This window comes from Paenibacillus methanolicus, assembly GCF_008124765.1.
Taxonomy (GTDB): domain Bacteria; phylum Bacillota; class Bacilli; order Paenibacillales; family Paenibacillaceae; genus Paenibacillus_Z; species Paenibacillus_Z methanolicus.
On sequence record NZ_VNHS01000001.1, the window covers coordinates 1045355 to 1061811 of the forward strand.

At 58.0% G+C, this 16457-nt stretch carries 15 protein-coding genes, 2 pseudogenes and 1 riboswitch; of the genes and pseudogenes, 7 read left to right on the forward strand and 10 right to left on the reverse strand.

Annotated elements, in window-relative coordinates; translation table 11 throughout:
• Nucleotides 1–42 precede the first annotated feature (42 nt).
• The 7 genes and pseudogenes from BCM02_RS35820 to BCM02_RS04060 all read right to left on the reverse strand — a co-directional run bounded on the left by BCM02_RS35820 (nt 43) and on the right by BCM02_RS04060 (nt 5806).
• The gene (locus BCM02_RS35820; RefSeq protein ID WP_246183219.1) at nt 43–516 is read right to left on the reverse strand and encodes an antibiotic biosynthesis monooxygenase; all 474 of its coding nucleotides are present in this window, start codon (nt 514–516) and stop codon (nt 43–45) included.
• Nucleotides 502–879 (reverse strand): annotated as a pseudogene (locus BCM02_RS35825) (ankyrin repeat domain-containing protein); the annotation flags it as partial. The gene BCM02_RS35820 and the pseudogene BCM02_RS35825, both read right to left, overlap by 15 nt.
• Nucleotides 880–910: 31 nt before the next feature.
• The gene (locus BCM02_RS04040) at nt 911–1735 is read right to left on the reverse strand and encodes an ABC transporter ATP-binding protein (RefSeq protein WP_148927736.1); all 825 of its coding nucleotides are present in this window, start codon (nt 1733–1735) and stop codon (nt 911–913) included.
• A complete protein-coding gene (locus BCM02_RS04045; protein WP_148927737.1) occupies nt 1732–2766 on the reverse strand; it encodes a FecCD family ABC transporter permease in 1035 nt (344 codons plus the stop codon). The genes BCM02_RS04040 and BCM02_RS04045 overlap by 4 nt, the downstream gene beginning before the upstream one ends.
• Before the next feature lie 4 nt (nt 2767–2770).
• On the reverse strand, nt 2771–4048 hold the full coding sequence (locus BCM02_RS04050) for an ABC transporter substrate-binding protein (protein WP_187434011.1): 1278 nt from the start codon (nt 4046–4048) through the stop codon (nt 2771–2773).
• A gap of 277 nt (nt 4049–4325) precedes the next feature.
• The gene (locus BCM02_RS04055) at nt 4326–5255 is read right to left on the reverse strand and encodes an AEC family transporter (protein ID WP_148927739.1); all 930 of its coding nucleotides are present in this window, start codon (nt 5253–5255) and stop codon (nt 4326–4328) included.
• Between the two features lie 134 nt (nt 5256–5389).
• A complete protein-coding gene (locus BCM02_RS04060; protein WP_148927740.1) occupies nt 5390–5806 on the reverse strand; it encodes a DUF1284 domain-containing protein in 417 nt (138 codons plus the stop codon).
• Nucleotides 5807–5916: 110 nt separating this feature from the next.
• On the opposite strand from BCM02_RS04060, the gene BCM02_RS35145 reads away from it, so the two are divergent.
• The 3 genes from BCM02_RS35145 to BCM02_RS04075 all read left to right on the forward strand — a co-directional run bounded on the left by BCM02_RS35145 (nt 5917) and on the right by BCM02_RS04075 (nt 9496).
• Nucleotides 5917–6150 (forward strand): hypothetical protein, encoded by a 234-nt coding sequence (locus BCM02_RS35145; RefSeq protein WP_187434012.1) that lies wholly within the window; start codon nt 5917–5919, stop codon nt 6148–6150.
• 133 nt (nt 6151–6283) lie between these two features.
• Nucleotides 6284–6871 carry a biliverdin-producing heme oxygenase gene (locus BCM02_RS04070; RefSeq protein WP_246183183.1) on the forward strand — a complete coding sequence of 196 codons (588 nt, stop codon included), beginning with the start codon at nt 6284–6286 and terminating at the stop codon, nt 6869–6871.
• A gap of 72 nt (nt 6872–6943) precedes the next feature.
• Nucleotides 6944–9496, forward strand: coding sequence for a diguanylate cyclase domain-containing protein (locus BCM02_RS04075; RefSeq protein WP_148927742.1), 2553 nt, complete (start codon nt 6944–6946; stop codon nt 9494–9496).
• Between the two features lie 53 nt (nt 9497–9549).
• On the opposite strand, the gene BCM02_RS04080 is transcribed toward BCM02_RS04075, so the two are convergent.
• On the reverse strand, nt 9550–9909 hold the full coding sequence (locus BCM02_RS04080) for a hypothetical protein (protein ID WP_148927743.1): 360 nt from the start codon (nt 9907–9909) through the stop codon (nt 9550–9552).
• Nucleotides 9910–10166: 257 nt separating this feature from the next.
• Nucleotides 10167–10350: riboswitch (cyclic di-AMP (ydaO/yuaA leader) on the forward strand.
• A 116-nt stretch (nt 10351–10466) separates the two neighbouring features.
• Between BCM02_RS04080 and BCM02_RS04085 the strand changes: the two are divergent.
• Both BCM02_RS04085 and BCM02_RS04090 read left to right on the forward strand, forming a co-directional pair.
• A pseudogene (locus BCM02_RS04085) lies at nt 10467–10889 on the forward strand (C40 family peptidase); the annotation flags it as partial.
• Nucleotides 10890–11098: 209 nt separating this feature from the next.
• On the forward strand, nt 11099–11884 hold the full coding sequence (locus BCM02_RS04090) for an SDR family NAD(P)-dependent oxidoreductase (protein ID WP_246183184.1): 786 nt from the start codon (nt 11099–11101) through the stop codon (nt 11882–11884).
• 94 nt (nt 11885–11978) lie between these two features.
• On the opposite strand, the gene BCM02_RS04095 is transcribed toward BCM02_RS04090, so the two are convergent.
• Nucleotides 11979–13430: an aminotransferase-like domain-containing protein gene (locus BCM02_RS04095; RefSeq protein WP_246183185.1), complete on the reverse strand. Its 1452-nt coding sequence runs from the start codon at nt 13428–13430 to the stop codon at nt 11979–11981.
• Between the two features lie 112 nt (nt 13431–13542).
• Between BCM02_RS04095 and BCM02_RS04100 the strand changes: the two genes are divergently transcribed.
• Nucleotides 13543–14460, forward strand: coding sequence for a DMT family transporter (locus tag BCM02_RS04100; RefSeq protein WP_148927746.1), 918 nt, complete (start codon nt 13543–13545; stop codon nt 14458–14460).
• Between the two features lie 77 nt (nt 14461–14537).
• Nucleotides 14538–14927 carry a c-type cytochrome gene (locus BCM02_RS04105; RefSeq protein ID WP_148927747.1) on the forward strand — a complete coding sequence of 130 codons (390 nt, stop codon included), beginning with the start codon at nt 14538–14540 and terminating at the stop codon, nt 14925–14927.
• A gap of 490 nt (nt 14928–15417) precedes the next feature.
• Here BCM02_RS04105 and BCM02_RS04110 read toward each other — a convergent pair whose 3' ends face one another.
• A complete protein-coding gene (locus BCM02_RS04110) occupies nt 15418–16344 on the reverse strand; it encodes a helix-turn-helix domain-containing protein (RefSeq protein ID WP_148927748.1) in 927 nt (308 codons plus the stop codon).
• Between the last annotated feature and the right edge of the window lie 113 nt (nt 16345–16457).

Consider the following 16457-nt stretch of genomic DNA (forward strand, 5'->3'; position numbering starts at 1 on the left):
GGAACGCATTCCGCCTACGGGGCTTGCTTCATTATACGAGCGTTACGCTTCCGATGCCGCTTGGGCAGGCGCCGGAAGATGCGACGCGACGACTTGGTAGATCGTCACTTTGTTCCCGATAATCGGACTTGCCGACTCGGCCCCTTCCGCCTCGCCGTGACGTCCGCCGTGGCCATGTCCTTGACCGTGCGGCTGCGCTTGTCCTTGCGCGTTCGCCTGTTCGGCGCGTTTGGCGTGCGCGCCGCGGAAGGAATCGCTGTTCGCCCAGCCTTGGAAGGCCGCTTCGTTCTCCCACGTCGTGCATACCCGAATCTCTTCATTGCCGTCCGCATTCTCCGCGTGCAGCACGTCCATTCGGATAAAACCCGGGAACGTATGGACGTTCTTCGGCGTGCGGAAACGCTCTAGAATCGCTTCGCCGTATCCCTTGCGCACTTCAATCCGGTTCTCCACTAGAATCACGATTCTCTCGCTCCCTTGCTCGTTAAGTTCGAATGACTTCAAATAGGCCGCCACATCCTGCGCCCGCTCCCCGCCCAGCAGGGCATGCTGCTTCAGCGAGATGCCATGCGGTCCGCGGGCATGCGCCATCGCGGGGAACTTCTCGATCATGGACTGCACGATGTCCAGCTCTCCAAGCATCGCCGCCGCGAAAATATCCATTCGCGCGCCTTGCGCCAGCAGCCATTCCGCGATATCGCGCCGTCCGACGTGGGCAGCGGCCCCCAGGGCGCTCTCCCAATCGTCTCCGCCCCAATTCATGACCGCGTGAAGCAGCCCCGGCTCTTGCTGCAGCAGCGCCTGCACCGCCGGCAAGTTGCCATGGGCGGCGCCTACAAATTCTCGTACCAATTCCGTCGACAGCGGAACTCCAGGCATGTATGCGTCCTCCTTCGTATTGTATCTAAATTCACCATGCGATTCCACTTGGACGCTCGCCTTCGCTAGTTCGAAGCGCCGCGATGCCGCTCGGCATAAACACGGGAACGCCGCCATCGTCGTAGACCTTCGCCTCGACGCCGAACACGTCACGGAAGAAGGCCGGACGGAATACTTCCGCAGGCGTTCCCTGCGCGGCGATCCGTCCGTCCTTCACGGCCATGATGCGATCGCAATATCTCGCGGCCTGGTTCAGATCGTGAATGACCATCAGCACCGTAACGCCGCGCTCCTTGTTCAAGTTGCGGATCAGTTCCATCAGCTCGAGCTGATGGGCGATATCCAGATAGGTCGTCGGCTCGTCGAGCAGCAGCAGCTCCGGCGTCTGCGCCATGCTCATGGCCAACCAAGCCCGCTGCCGTTCCCCGCCGGACAGCTGGCCCAGCTTCCGATGCTGCAGCAAATCCGTCTTCGTGGCCGCGAGCGCCCAATCGACGACCTCTTCGTGCGTCCCCCTGCATTCTTCGTACCACTTCAGATGCGGGTGCCGGCCCCGGCGGACAAGCTCCCGTACCGTTATGTCGAGCCCGGGATCGTTCGCTTGCGCCAACATCGTCATTCGTCGCGCCAGCGATTTCGTATTCATGCGGCGCACATCGTCGCCGTCGAGGCGTACGCTCCCGCGGTCGGGGACGATCAAGCGGGCCAGCATGCGAAGCATCGTTGATTTACCCGATCCGTTGGGACCGACGATGCCGAGCCATTCGCCTTTGACCGCCTTCAGCGAGATTCCGTCCACGACGTCGACGTTCCCGAATCGGCAGGCCAATTCTTCGGCAATTAGCGTCTCGTTCACTTCTGCACGCCCTTTCGAAGCAAATAGAGGAAGAACGGCGCCCCGATCAGAGCGAGCAGGATGCCGACCGGGAACTCGATGGGGTCAAACCAGCTGCGCGCAGCCGTGTCTGCCGCGATGACGAGCGCCCCGCCGCCGATACCGGAGACGGGAAGCAAAATCCGATAATCGTTGCCGGCCACCATCCGCACGACGTGCGGCACGACAAGACCGACGAAGCCGACCATGCCGACGATGCTGATCGCCGCTCCCGCCAGCAGCGCGGCGAGCATGATGATGACCAATCTGCTGAGCTCGACCTTGCCGCCGAGCACCTTGGCGGCATCGTCGCCCAGAACGAGCAGATTCGCCTGTTTCACCAAGAAGATCGAGGCTACAACTCCGATGACGGCATACGGCAGCAGCGCATCGAAATGCGGCCAGCTGCGCCCGTTCAAGCTGCCGGACATCCAAGGCAGGACGGCCTGCACCTTCTCGCTGTTCAGAATCATCAAGCTCGACATCGCCGCGCCGAGCAGCGCGTTGACCGCAACGCCGGCCAGGATGAGGCGGATCGGCGACGCGCCGCCCTTCCACGCCAGCGCATAGACGAGCGCCGCGGCGGCCAAGGCGCCGAGGAACGCGGATATCGGCAAATAACCGATTTGCTCCGGGAACAAGATCATGATGAAGACGGCCGCCAAGCCGCCTCCGGACGAAACCCCGATAATGCCCGGATCGGCAAGCGGATTGCGGAACACGCCTTGCAGGAACGCGCCGGACAAGGCCAGGCACATGCCGGCGAGCAGGCCGGTCAGCACGCGGGGCAGACGAAGATTCCAGACGATCTGCCTCGCTTCCGACTCGCCGCTCTGCGTTAGCGCCGTCCATACGTCGCGCGCTGGGGTCGAGATCGCCCCCGACATCAAGCCATAGAGAATGGCAAGAGTCAACAGGATAAGACTGATACCTACGATGGAACCGTGCTTCAAGGCTTGGGCGGGCTGAGCCCGCCGAGCGCTGGCCGGGGTGTTGGATACGACCGCCGACATGGTCCTACTTCACCTGCAGCAGCAGTTTATTAATCGTCTCGATCGCTTGCGGCGCGCGCAGTCCCGGATTCGCCGCGAACAGATCGGACGGCAATACTTCGAACTGATCGTTCTTGACCGCGTTCAGACTCTTCCAAGCCGGGTTCGATTCGAACTGCTTCTTGAAGCTCGCCTTCACCTCGGCCGCGTCGCCGTGCGTGATCAGCAGGATGAGATCCGGGTTCGCGCCGACGATCCGCTCTAAGCTAAGCTCGGCGTATTGCGGCATTTTGTCCATTTTCGGGAACGATGCCGCCGCGTTCTTGCCGCCCGCAAGCTCCAGGAAATTGCCCGGGTAGCTGGTCGGCAGCGCCACGACGAAGCTGCCCGGCGCGCCGTACACGATTAGCGTCTTCGGCGCCTCTTTCGGCTTCGACAGACCCGTGATCTGTGCGTTCATGCCCGAGACCAACTGCTCCGCCTTGGCCGATGCGCCGAGAATTTCGCCGTATAGACGAATCGAAGCTTGAATGTCGGAATAGCTGTTGTGCGAATGGAACATCACCTGCGCGCCAAGGGACTCGATTGTCGCTTGCTGCGTCTTCAGCGACGGGTTCGCGATGACGAGATCCGGCTTGAGCGATGCCAGCTTCTCGAATTGAATGCTGTGCGCGCTGCCGACTTCCGGCACGGACGCCGCCGCTGCCGGGATCACCGGTCCGAGCGACGTGGACCGTCCGACGACCGATCCGCCGAGCGCGTAGATGATCTCCGTATCCGAGGACGACAGCGTGACGATCCGCTTCGGCTTCTGCTTCAGCGTGAACGCGCCGGTGCTCGTCGTGACGGTGAGCGTGCTCTTGATCGCGACGGTGCTCGTCGTCTTGCTGTAAGTTACCCATTTGCCGAACGCCTCGGAGATAAGTCGAACCGGGACCAGCGTCCTGCCGCTAACCGACCGCGGCGCGGTATCCAGCTCCGTGCGCACGTCGTTGACGTAAGCGGTCTTGGAACCAACGGTCAGTTTCACTTTCGTGCCTGCATATGTAGCCGTTACCGTCTTGGTCGAGGCGTTCCAATCCGCCTTGCCGCCAAGCGCCGTAACGATGCTTCCGTAAGGAACGAGCGTCGTGCCGTTCACCGCTTGCGGCGAACCGTTCAAGGCGACCGCCATCCCGTCGAGCGTGACGCGGATCGAAGATGCCGCCGTTGCGGCAGACGCCGCGTGGTTGAATACGGCCGAAGCCGGAGCGAGCAGTACAGCTGCCGCTAGAATGCCATGCGTGAGTACGTTGCGAAACATAAGATGATGATACCCCTCTCGGTTAATAATGATAATCATTTTCATTTACAGATTCTAAATGAAAATCATTCTCAACGTAAATGGACATTTCAAGGATGTTCGCAACTATTTTACGTCATTAATAAAAAACCTTCATCTTCAGCCCATAGTTTCAGCCTGAAAATAAAAGCTCTCTCTCCTTTGCAATCTTACCGGTGTTCCATCGTATCCGGCTTTTCTTACGAGAAGAACCTGCGCAAGCCGGGGAGCTGCATTCATCGACTTGGCAGAACCTTTATCAGCCGAATAGCAATTGAGACGAATAGATAACCACCGATACCGTAACGCTGCTTAGAAACGTGCTCAGTATGACCGCTTTCGCAGCCAAGTCCGGGTGATTGTCGTGCTCGAGCGCCAGCAGCGAAGCGTTGCGCGACGTCGGGAACGCGCTGGCGATGAAGCAGGCTTGCGCCACGACGCCTTCCATGCCGAGCAGGCGAATGAGCAGGTAAGCCAATATTGGCGACACTAGCAATCGGCCGACCATGCTGAACACGAGCAAAGACGGAATCGGCCGGATTCGGAGCGCCGCGCTTTGCGCCCCCAGCGTGAAGAGCGCGAGCGCCAGGAACGCATCCGACACGTTCTCGATCGGCTTCCAAAGATAGTCCGGCAGCTCGACATTCCAAGTGTTCAGCAGTAAGCCGAGCAGCACCGCATAGAGCGTCGGAATTTTCAAGAACGCCGTAATGGCTCGCCATCCGCCGCCGCGATCCGCCGATACCGAATTAAGCATGCCGTAGCTGTACGTCAGCAAATTCTGATAGACCGAAATAATGACTTGAACGGCCATGCCGACCGGCTGATGCTGAAAGACGAGTTGACTGACGGGCAAACCGAAATTGCCGGAATTGATCAGCACGACGTTGTTCTTGAACACGGCGGCGGACTTTCCGTCCATATTGTTCAGACGGAAAAAAACGGTCGACACCGCGATGAGCGAAAGGCTCAGAATGATCAAATAACCTGCCACTTGCCCGAACAGTCCCCACTCCACTCGGCTCTCGTACAGATTGGCGAAGCTGACGGCCGGCATAAGAATAAACGTCGTTAATTTCGAGAGCGTCTGCAAATCGAACTTAAACTTCCGATGCGCGAACAACCCGACGCCGATCAAGGCGAATACAGGAAAAATGATGTTGACGATAATCTGCACAAATACGTTCATCGCTGGCCGGCTCCCGCTTCAATAAGTACGTTCCTTCTCTCGTTATCTCGCGAAATCGGCCTTATGGCAAGATTAAGGCTATTAACGACATTATGCGCATTAACTTCACGGCCTTCACCCTTGCTCTCGCGCCATCACACGGCCGGCAGCGGCTGTCCGCAGCCGACCATCCGCACGCCTTCCTGGCACACGCCATAGGCGAGCCAGGGACAGGTCGCGCAAATTCGGTTCAAATCTTCCGGCTTCACGGATGCCGCGACGCGTGCCAGAATTTCCGACCAAGCGAGACGCTGACCGACCGCAAGGCCGAGCGTGGCGATAATGAGCGCATCTCGCTCCCCGACGGTACGGCTCTCGCAATGATAATCACCGTCGGCGGGAAAACAAGCGCACAGCTGGTCCGGACCCTCTACGATCAGGCATTCCGTCTCCGGTTCGCGCAGCAGACGCCGATGGACGTTCGTCATGTTCTTCACGTATTCCGCCGAATACCCCATCCCGCGATAGCCGAGCAGGCATAGCAGGTGATGGCCTCTTAAGGAAATCGTCATTCGCGCATCCCCTCCCCCACGAAGATTATAACGGAGGACGGCCGATCCCGCATCCCGAGGCGCGCGAAAAAGAAACAACCTCTTCAGCGGGCAACAGCCGAAGAGATTGCTTGAGCGGAGAACTGCTTCTAATGGTGCGCGGCCTCCCGGCGGAAATGTCGATCCGCTCCGTGGCCATCGACAGCGCGGAGAGCAGCGCGATCGGGTCGAACATGCCCGGCCGCCGCGTGGCTCGGATAGATCAAATGCAGCTGGTCGGCGAAGAAGATCATATCGAACCTGCCCCGCTCCGCCGTTCGCGCTATTCGCGCCGCAAAAATAGCCTCTTATCGTTCAAAAGTTAACAAGTCCGCCTTGAAATGCCGTACGCCGAAGATGAATAATTCCTCATCCGGGACGTTCGTGCAACCAGTTATGCTATAGTTGGTAAGAATTATGAAAATACTTTTGGCTCGCGACAAAGGAGAATCGTTGACGATGAACGTGCTGCAGCAGCTGAGGGAGCATACCGCGACCTTCCATAAACAAATCGAACAAAATCCGTATGCCAAAGGCATTATGGACCAATCGCTGACGATGGACGGCTATCAAGCTTATTTGGTCAAATTTTACGGATTCGTCGAACCGATCGAACGGATGATCGCGTCCAGGCCGGAATGGGAAGCGAACGATTTTCGCTTCGACGAGCGGACAAAGGCGGACCTGATCGCGAGCGATCTGCGTCAATCGGGTCTATCCGAAGCCGCTATCCATGCGCTTCCGCGCTGCGAGGAGCTGCCGGACGTCTCCGATTTCGAAGGCGCGCTCGGCTATATGTACGTGCTGGAAGGTTCGACGCTCGGTGGACAGGTCATCATGCGCCAATTCGCCAAATTTCTGCCGGTGCAACCGGAAACGAACGGGCGTTACTTCAACAGCTACGGCGAAGACGTCCGCGCCAGATGGGGCGAATTCCGCGTCTTGCTCGAATCGGTTGCGGAGCGAGGCGACCATGCTGCCGAAGCGCGGATCGTCCAGACCGCGACGGACACGTTTCGCCTTCTAGATCGCTGGATTCAGCAATAACATAGACGGGAGCCGACTAGCGGCGATTACCGCGTATTTTCACGTCGCTTATCGCGAACGGAGGACGAAGACATGACCGATGCAATCCAGAGACGGAACAATGAATTACTGAACCGCGCACTCCTGACCGATGGCGAATATGCGCTTCACGAACCGGTCGACCTGACGAATTGCGAGAAGGAGCCGATCCATATCCCGGGACGCATCCAACCGCACGGCGTGCTGCTTGCGATCAGCCCGTCGCCCGAGTTTCGCATCCTGCAGTGCAGCCGCAACGCAAACGAGCATCTCGGCGTGCAGCCCGAGGACTTGCTCGATCGTCCGCTCCTCTCGCTGTTCGGCGAGACCCGAACCGCGATGATCGCGGCAGAGGCCGCCCGTGCCGCGGCTGATCCTTATAAACTGCACAATATGACTTTGCGTCTAGCGATCGATGGTACCGAGCGTTCGTTCTGCGGCATTCTGCACGAGAGCGACGAACTGTTCATTCTGGAGCTGGAACCGGAGCAACCCGATGAGCAGGCAAGCGGCACGAACGATTTCGAATGGATTCAGACGTTCTTCGGCATGCTGAAGCAAGCGGACAACCGAATGGAAGCGAGTCAAATCGCGGCCGAGCAAATCAAGCTGATGCTAGGATACGACCGGGTCATGATTTACGAATTCGACGCGGCATGGAACGGGAAAGTCATCGCGGAGGCGAAAGAATCCCATATGGAGCCCTTCCTCGGCCATCACTATCCCGCTTCGGACATCCCGAAGCAAGCGCGGGCGCTGTATTTGCGCAATTGGCTGCGAACGATCGTAGACGTTCATTACGAACCGGTCGAACTCGTCCCCGCGCTTCGTCCGGACAACGGACAGCCGCTTAACTTAAGCTTATCCGCCTTGCGCAGCGTATCTCCGATGCATATCGAATACTTGCATAATATGGGCGTCGGCGCGACGGTGACGATATCGCTCATCCATAATAACGAGCTGTGGGGACTCATAACGTGCCATCATGAAACGAAAAAATACGTCCCGCATCGCATTCGCAATTTGTGCAACTTCCTGGGCGAGTTTTTCTCGCGCGAGCTGTATCAGCGCCAGCAGCTGGATAATTACGAGACGGAGCTGCGGCTAAAATCGCTCTCGACCCGGATCGCGTCCATCTTCATCGGCGAACCGACGCCTGCCCGGATCATGGAGCAGCTGGAGCAGGAACAATCCGCCCTTCTCGCGCTCATGCGCGCGTCGGGCGCGGCGGTCAGTTTCCATAATCATTTGGCGCTCTACGGCGATTCGCCGTCGGCGCAGCAAGTCATAGAACTGGCTGCTTGGGCCAAGGAGCAGTCGATCGATCATGCCTACCATACATCGACGCTGCCGCTTGAATTCGCGCCGGCCGCGGGCTACAAGGCAACCGCATCCGGTATGCTCTACCTGGCCTTATCCGGCGGACATAAGGATTTCATCCTCTGGTTCCGGCAGGAAGTCGTGCAGACCGTGGAGTGGGCGGGCGATCCCGCCAAGGCGGTCACCCAGGCGGATAACGGAATGCGCATCTCGCCGCGTAAGTCGTTCGAGAAGTGGCTGCAGACCGTGGATTCAAGCTCCGCGCCTTGGCTGGACACCGAGCTGCGTCTGTTGCCCGAGCTGAAATCCATCATTTTCAAACGGACGCAAACCCAGCTCCGGCAAGCGGAAGAGCTCGCGGAGCAGCATCTCCAAGCCGTGCGGGACAACGAGAAGCGGTACTTGCAGCTGATGGAATATTCGCCCGTCGCCTTCTTCGCCGTCACGGATGGCAAAATCGTCTACGCGAACCAACAAGCCGCCGATCTCGTCAAAGCGGCGCAGGCCGAAGACCTCATCGGTCATCGCGTCCTGTCTCTTCTGCGCAAAGAATCGCAGCTGGCCGCCCAGATGAAGGATGGCTCGCTCAACCGAACGCTCGTCTCCACCGTCAAGATGACGGTCGATTGCTTCGGCGCCGAGTACTTGCTCGAGACATCCATGGCACAGGTCATCTACAACGGCAAACCTTCGATTCTGGCTATCGCGCGACAAGTCGAACAGAAGCAAGGCGCCGATGAGGATGCCGTCTACCGCGATACGGCCAGACAGCTGCAAAGCATTATCGAGACGGACGCGCTGACCGAAATGCCCAACCGCCGTTTCTTCGAAAACCGGCTGCTTCAAGCTTGGGACTTCGGGCGCAACAACGGGCAAGCTCTGTCTGTTCTCATTATCGATATCGACGGCTTCAAAGCGTACAATGCCCTGTTCGGACTTCAAGGCGGCGATACCTGCATTCAATGGATCGCGGACGTGCTGCGCGCTTGCGCCGGTTCGGACGAGGAGACGGTCATCGCCCGCTATGAGGGCGGGACGTTCACGGTTCTCGTCGGCGGACGCGATCGCGATCAAACGGCCGCGCTGGCGGAACAAATCCGACAAGGCGTGCTCGGGATGCAAATCCCGCGCAGTCAAGATGGTTCCGGCGCATACGTAACGGTCAGCATCGGCGGCGCGACGGCCTTGCCTGCGGCGTTGAGCGGTCCGGCGGATTTGTTCCATGCGGCGCAGAAATCCCTTCGGTCCGCGAAGTTTGGCGGACGCAATCTCGTCGTATATGCATGAGCAAGACTTACTCGCTCTTATCCGTCGATTCTTAATAGAAGAGGGACGTCCCGTTAACGCGGACGTCCCTCTTTCTCATTCGCTTCAAGCGCCAGCTCGGCATGAATTTTACCGGTCGCGAGACTGACGATGCCGCCAAGCAGCAAGAACATGCTGATAGCCCAAAGCACGCCGCCGATTCCCAGCCACCAGGAATTGTTTTCGGATGCCATGATCGGATGAACCCGGTTGCCGATGGCATGCAAACAACTTCGCACGGCCATCGCGAACACGATCAGATGCGCCAAAATCCAGATCATTTCGAGCCTGCGGTCTCGCAGAAGCATAATGAAAACGACGGTAAACATGGCGAACATCATCGTCCAAAACCCGATCGTCAGCATCCCCATCGTCTCCGCTTCCATCGGTAGCATATACCCACCTCCTACCGCCCATTTTTCCCCTTTCATCCTGTTTTTATCCTTGATTTTCGCTCATTTCATCGATGTCTGTACGTCAATTTTAAGCCGGTACTATATAGGAAAGCACACTGTTTCCCATATTTTATGGGTGTATTCCGCTTTTGGGATCATGGTACGCTGTGTGAGCCAAAACTTCGGCAAACCCGGAGTGCGGGGGAAAAGCTGATTGGTTTGCGTTCACAATCCGAAGATTGGGATTGCAGCATTCAGCGATCGTGAAGCTGATTGGTTTGCGTTCACAATCCGAAGACTGGGAATGCAGCATTCAGCGATTGAAACACCGCAGCCGCGAATTAGTCGCGCTGCTTGGGGTGAACGCGAATATTCGCGAAGGGCTGGCTCCTTAAGTCCGAACCCGACAACTAACCTCGCCGGCTAACCTAAGGAGGCATTTATCGATGAAGAAACTCATGATCGCAGCAACCGTAACCGCCATGTCCATGATCGCCGTCGTTACGCCGACGCTTGGCACGACCGCGCACGCCGCTTCCGCGGCGACGAAGCAGAGCGTTATCAACGCCGGCATGAAATATATGGGTACCCCGTACGAGAACGGCTCCAGCCGTTCGAATACAAGCACGTTCGATTGCTCGGATTTCGTGCGCCAAGCTTTCTTGGACGCGACCGGCGTGAAGCTGCCGGCCGACTCTAGAAGCCAGGCGACGTACGTGAAGAATCGAAGCGGAACGACAACCAAATGGAGCAATTTGAAGCCGGGCGATCTGATGTTCTTCATGAGCTATAAAGGGACAAGCAAATCAGCCTACGCCGGCATCAACAAATCGACTCAGCGCATAACGCACGTCGGCATTTATCTCGGGAACGGCAAAGTGCTGCACACGTATTCCAAGGAGTCCGGAGGCGTGACAATCAGCAGCATCGCCGGCAAGCATTGGGAGTATCGCTTCGTGTTCGGCGGCAGCGCGATTTGATGTTCCATTAGTTTGCGCGGCACCGCAAAAGCATATTCCTTTCCATTTCAAGGCGCGTCCCATAAACGGGGCGCGCCTTTTGATCTGGCGCTATTCGAAATTACGAGAATATTGTCGAAAAACATTGGCGCGTTCTGCATCATCCACGCTATACTTAAGCCATTCTGCCACGAATGGCAGCCAGATCAGCTTGGAAGGATGAACTCATCGTGTCTACTACGGCATTAATTACGGGCGCTTCATCGGGCATCGGGGAGCAATTCGCCCGGCAGCTCGCCCAGCGGGGGAACGACCTCGTCTTGGTCGCGCGCTCCAAAGACAAATTAGAGCGGCTTGCGGCGGAAGTCTCGGCTCAACACGGCGTGAAGACGCACGTCATCGCGGCCGACCTGAGCCTACCCGGCGCGGCGCTTCGAATTCATACGGAAATCTCGGAGCTCGGCCTTCGAATCGATCTTCTGGTCAATAACGCGGGATTCGGGCTTAGCGGCGAGTTTCTGAATCATCCGGTCGAGTCCTATCGGGAACAAATCATGCTGAACGTCAATACGCTAATGGAGATGACGCATCTCTTTCTCGCCGACATGGCCGCGAGGAAGTCGGGCGCGATCATCAACGTCGCTTCGCTCCTCTCCTTCATGCCGTTCCCGTATTGTTCCGTCTACAGCGGGACGAAGGCGTTCGTCCTGTCGTTCACGGAATCGCTGTGGGAAGAGTATCGTCATCGCGGCGTTCGCGTGCTCGCGCTCTGTCCGGGGCCGACGGATACGAACTTCTTCCGGACCGCGAGCGAAGTCGAGACCAAATCCAAGCGCACGCCGGCTCAGGTCGTCGCGACCGCCCTTCGCGCGTTGAAGACGAACAAAGGCTTCGTCATCGACGGCGCGAACAATTATTTCACGGCGCTGCTCGGACGCGTTCTGCCGCGCGCGACGTTGGCTAAGATCTTAGGCGCGGCCATGCGCAAGTCGATCGAACAGCGCGGCAAGTCTTAAGGTTCGGGCTCTTACCCTCAATGAGAAACGGCTCACCGGCGACCAAGCGCAAGCTTGGTTGCTCGGGGAGCCGTTTTTTGTTGCGCCGCTTGCATCAATGCTCCGAACGAATTTCTTCCGCAATGTCGACTAACCGGCGTATGCCTTCCGCTATATTCGTCTCGTTCAAGTAAGAATAGCTCAATCTGATCCAGTCGTTCATGCCGCCCAGCGGATCGCAGATACTCCCCGGCACGAACGCAAGCGACCGGGACAACGCGCGCCGCAGCAGCTCCTCTACGGAGAGATGATCCGGCAGCCGTACCCACAGATTGAGTCCTCCGTTCGGGCTAGCCCATTGCCAGCCGGTATCCGACAGCGAAGATTCCATCGCCGTCTTCCGAAGCTCCAGCGCCGTGCGCAGCTTGGCGACATGCTCCTGCAGCCGCTTCGAGAAGAAGTAATGCTGGAATATTTTCTGATTGAGCAGCGGCGTGCCATTGTCCGATAACGCTTTGACCGGCGCGATGGCTTCCATTAGCGCGGGTCGAGCGGCAAGCACGGAGATGCGAAGACCGGGCGCGACATATTTGCTGAAGCTCCGAATGTAGAGTACGTACCCTTCCGTGTCGTAGTAGAATAGCGGCGGCGGCGGCGGCCCGCCGAAGTAAATATCGTGGTAGACGTCATCCTCCACGAGCAGGCACTGATACCGCTCCGCCAGCTCTACCAGTCGTTTGCGCTGCATGGCGGGCACGGTATACCCCGTCGGATTTTGATAGGTCGGATTCATATAGAACAGGCGAGGGCGCTCGGTCTTCATCAGCCGTTCGACTTCATCCAAGTCATAACCTTCCGGCGTGATCGTCACCGGAAGCAGCGCGATCCCCTGCTGCTGGAACGCGTCGATCGCCGGCGAATACGTTGGCCGCTCGATGAGCGCCTTATCCCCAGGCTTGGCCAGCGCGCGGGACACCAGGTCGATCGCCTGCTGCGACCCCGTCGTGATGAGCAGCTCGTCCGGATGCACGCTGATGCCGTGTTTGGCCAAGAAGAAGCCGCCCAGCTTCTCTCTCAGTTCCGCGTCGCCAAGAACGGTGGAATAGGTACTGAGCACGCGCGGATAGAGGTCGAACACTTGCTTGACGTAATTGGACAAATACGCATTGGGCAGCAGATTCGGATCGATCAGCGCCTCCGACATTTGATAATCGACCTGCTGCCGGTGGATATCCGATAGACGGCTCCGGTTTACATAGAGGGAACGCGCCTTGTAGTCCCACTCTGTCTCAAGCGAAGGCTCGCGCGCCCTCGCTTCATGCGTCTTGACATAGTATCCCGACTTATACTTGGCCTCCACCAGACCTTCATCCGCGAGCTGCCGATACGCCTTCAACGCCGTAAGCCGGTGCACGTTCATCAGCTCCCCCATCTCCCGGACGGACGGCAGCTTGCCGCCCGGAAGCCAGCGCCCCGCTCTTATTCCGCCCAAGATCGCCTCGTATACCGATTTCGTCGTCCGCCGACCGCCCGTTTCATCCTCGTGCATGTTCCCGATCGATGCCATTAGCGCTCTCCTTTGCAGCTCCGTCATGATCAACATGACGCATCATCTGTTCTATTGTCCTTCCATCTGTTCTATTGTTGCCTATTATAGTATACAAAAAGGAGGAAACGCTATGATACTTACCGCTTATTTGCTCATGTGCGCGATTTTCGGCACGACGTTCCTAGCCATCAAAATCGGGGTCGAGTCGGGGTTGCCTCCCTTCTTCGCGGCCGGCCTCCGCTTTTTCATAGCGGGATTGCTCCTGTTCCTATGGCTCCTCGCGCAGCGCAAGGCAACGTTACGCATGCTGCTTGATCGTAAATTTTGGCTGATCGGCTTGGGCAGCACGTTCTTCACCTTCGCCACGCTGTATTGGGCGGAGCAGCATATCGATTCCGGCATCGCGGCGATGCTGTCCGCCACCGGTCCGATGATGATTCTCGTGCTGCAGAGCGCGATCGCCAGGCAGTCGCCGCCCGGCGGCGCTTTCCTCGGCTGCGCCGTCGGCTTCGCGGGCGTCTTCGTCCTCCTGCTCCCCAAGCTGGGCATCGGCACCGATGCGCTGTGGCTGCTTAGCTGTCTGCTCGTCTTATTGGGCGAACTCGGCTATGCGGCCGGGAGCTTGTTCACCCGCAAAGTCATGATGGAGGCGAAGGAGACGCCTCCGATCGCGGTCAACGCCGTCCAGATGATGTTCGGCGGGTTGTCGCTGCTGCTGTTATCGGCCTTCACCGAGGAATTCCGTCCCGCGGCGTTCGGCTCGTGGGCGGCCGCCGGTTCGCTGGTCTATCTGATCGTCGTCGGCTCCATGATAGGTCACAGCTTATATGCATGGCTGCTGAAAGCGACGAACGCGTTCTTCCCCTCTACCTGGCTATATGTGTCGCCGATCATCGCTCTGGGTCTGGGCGCCGCGCTATACGACGAACAGCTGAACGGCTATTCGGTTGTCGGCAGCGCTTTCGTGCTAGCCGGCATCGTGCTGACCAACTGGCGGGAATGGGGGCCGCGTCTGCGCAGAACGGCGGTCAGCCGGCAATCGACGTAATACGCCAACCGCCGCATGAATGATCCACATTCGACAAATGCTACGCCTGCATCCCCATCACACTCAGGAGGCTAGCAATGAAACATGCAAAACTACTAATTCTGCTGCTCGCGTTTGGCTTGATCATATCAGGCTGCGGCGGAAACAACGACAATACCGGGACAGATACCGGCACAACGACGGAAGAAGGCGCAACAGGCAATGCCGGAACGACGACCAATGCCGGTGCCGCGACGACGCTAAAAGTCGAGGAAATTTACAAGGCGAATTGCGTGTCGTGTCACGCGGTCGATCTTAAAGGCAATATGGGACCGAACAGCAACCTGCAGCAGGTTGGATCGCGCCGCACGCTCGAAGAAATCCACAACCAGATCACGAACGGCGGAAACGGCATGATGGCGTTCAAAGGCACGCTAAGCGAAGAGGAAATCCACGCGCTGTCCGAATGGCTGTACGCCAAAAAATAATCGACCGCGGCAAGCAGCCGTAATCGATACTTTGCTCAAGGAACCCGTCAAGGGTTCCTTTTTTTGCATAAATCTCCATCGGAAAGAAGGTACGGGTGGATTCCCGCCATTCCCAAATTCACCGTCCGATCTTCCCGAACTTCGGGAACCGTCTCCTCTACCGGAGGGCGAGGGGCGAGTGCTAATATAAAGACAAGAAAGAAACAACGAACGCGCAAGCGACATTCCCCCTCAACATTGAAGAAAACGCGTAAGCATAAAGACTCCCCTATTGCCGCGCATGAATGGCCCATCTCCGATTCGCCCGCTTCGCCTTCCACCCACGTTTGGCAGCCCTGGCCGCTCTCCGGATTATCACTCGCTTCGCCCGCTCCGATTAACCACCCTCGCATCCATCCGCAAGTGGCCGCCCGGCCGCATGATGCGGTTTCTAGACGACAAAAGCCGATTCGGCCGCCAGCAGACGCAGGCGCTTCGAATCGGCTTCTTCTTATTTGGCGGCATCCTCATCGTGCACGGCTAACCCGGGCGCTTCCATGCGCTTGCCTGCGCGGCCGACTCTGCTCTGGAACTGCTTCGGCGTGCAGCCGCTGAACCGTTTGAACAACGCATAGAAATGCGACATGTTCTCGATGCCGACCGCGACCGCCGCCGCGTTCGCGCTCAAGCCTTCGACGATGAGCAGCTGCTCGGCGCGGGCGATCCGCTTCCGATTGACGTAATCCGTGAACGCAAGACCGGTTTTGCGCTTGAAATATTTCGAAAAATAAACGTAGCTCATCCCCGCCAATTCGCTTACGCTCCCCATATCGATCCGGCTGCCCAAGTGCGAATCGACGTATTCCGCGATCGTGCCGAGCAGACCGGCTTCGATTCCTTCATGTGGCTGAAGCAGCTCCCGGTCGTCATGGCGCAGCAGCGTCAAGAGCAGCTGTTTGATGTACATGCTGACCGCAATCTCGTAGCCTTTCGGCTGGCCGATGACTTCGTCGTGGATACGCAGCAGCACCGCCCCGGCTTCGCCGCGCGCCTGAGCCGACTCCCGAAACATATAGTTGAGCGACTCCAACGGATGCAGCACCTCCATGAAGTGCCGCGAATAATGCATCATCGCCGGATCGAAATACGTGCTGAGATCCACGTGAAGCACAACGTAGCGGACATCTCGTCCTTGCGCCGTCCTCGAGCGGTGCAGCTGATTGCTCCCGATCACGACGACGTCGCCGCTTAGCAGCGGATAGCGGTTGTTCGGCGTGAACACCTCCAGTTCTCCGTCCAACACCAGAATAAACTCCACTTCCTTGTGATAATGCCAGATCGCGACGCCGGCATCGCCGACGCCGGTATAAGAGAAGGTCCACACCTTCAGCCGAAGGCGAGGATCCTGATAGTGAATCGGTTCCTGAAACGTTCGCACAGCTTCCACCACCCCGCCCCGCTAGTTAAAAAAGAAGAGTAATCGGCTTAAATCCCGCATTCCCACGCCAACGGTTTGATTGTACCATTTAATTGAGTTTAAGATATACGTTT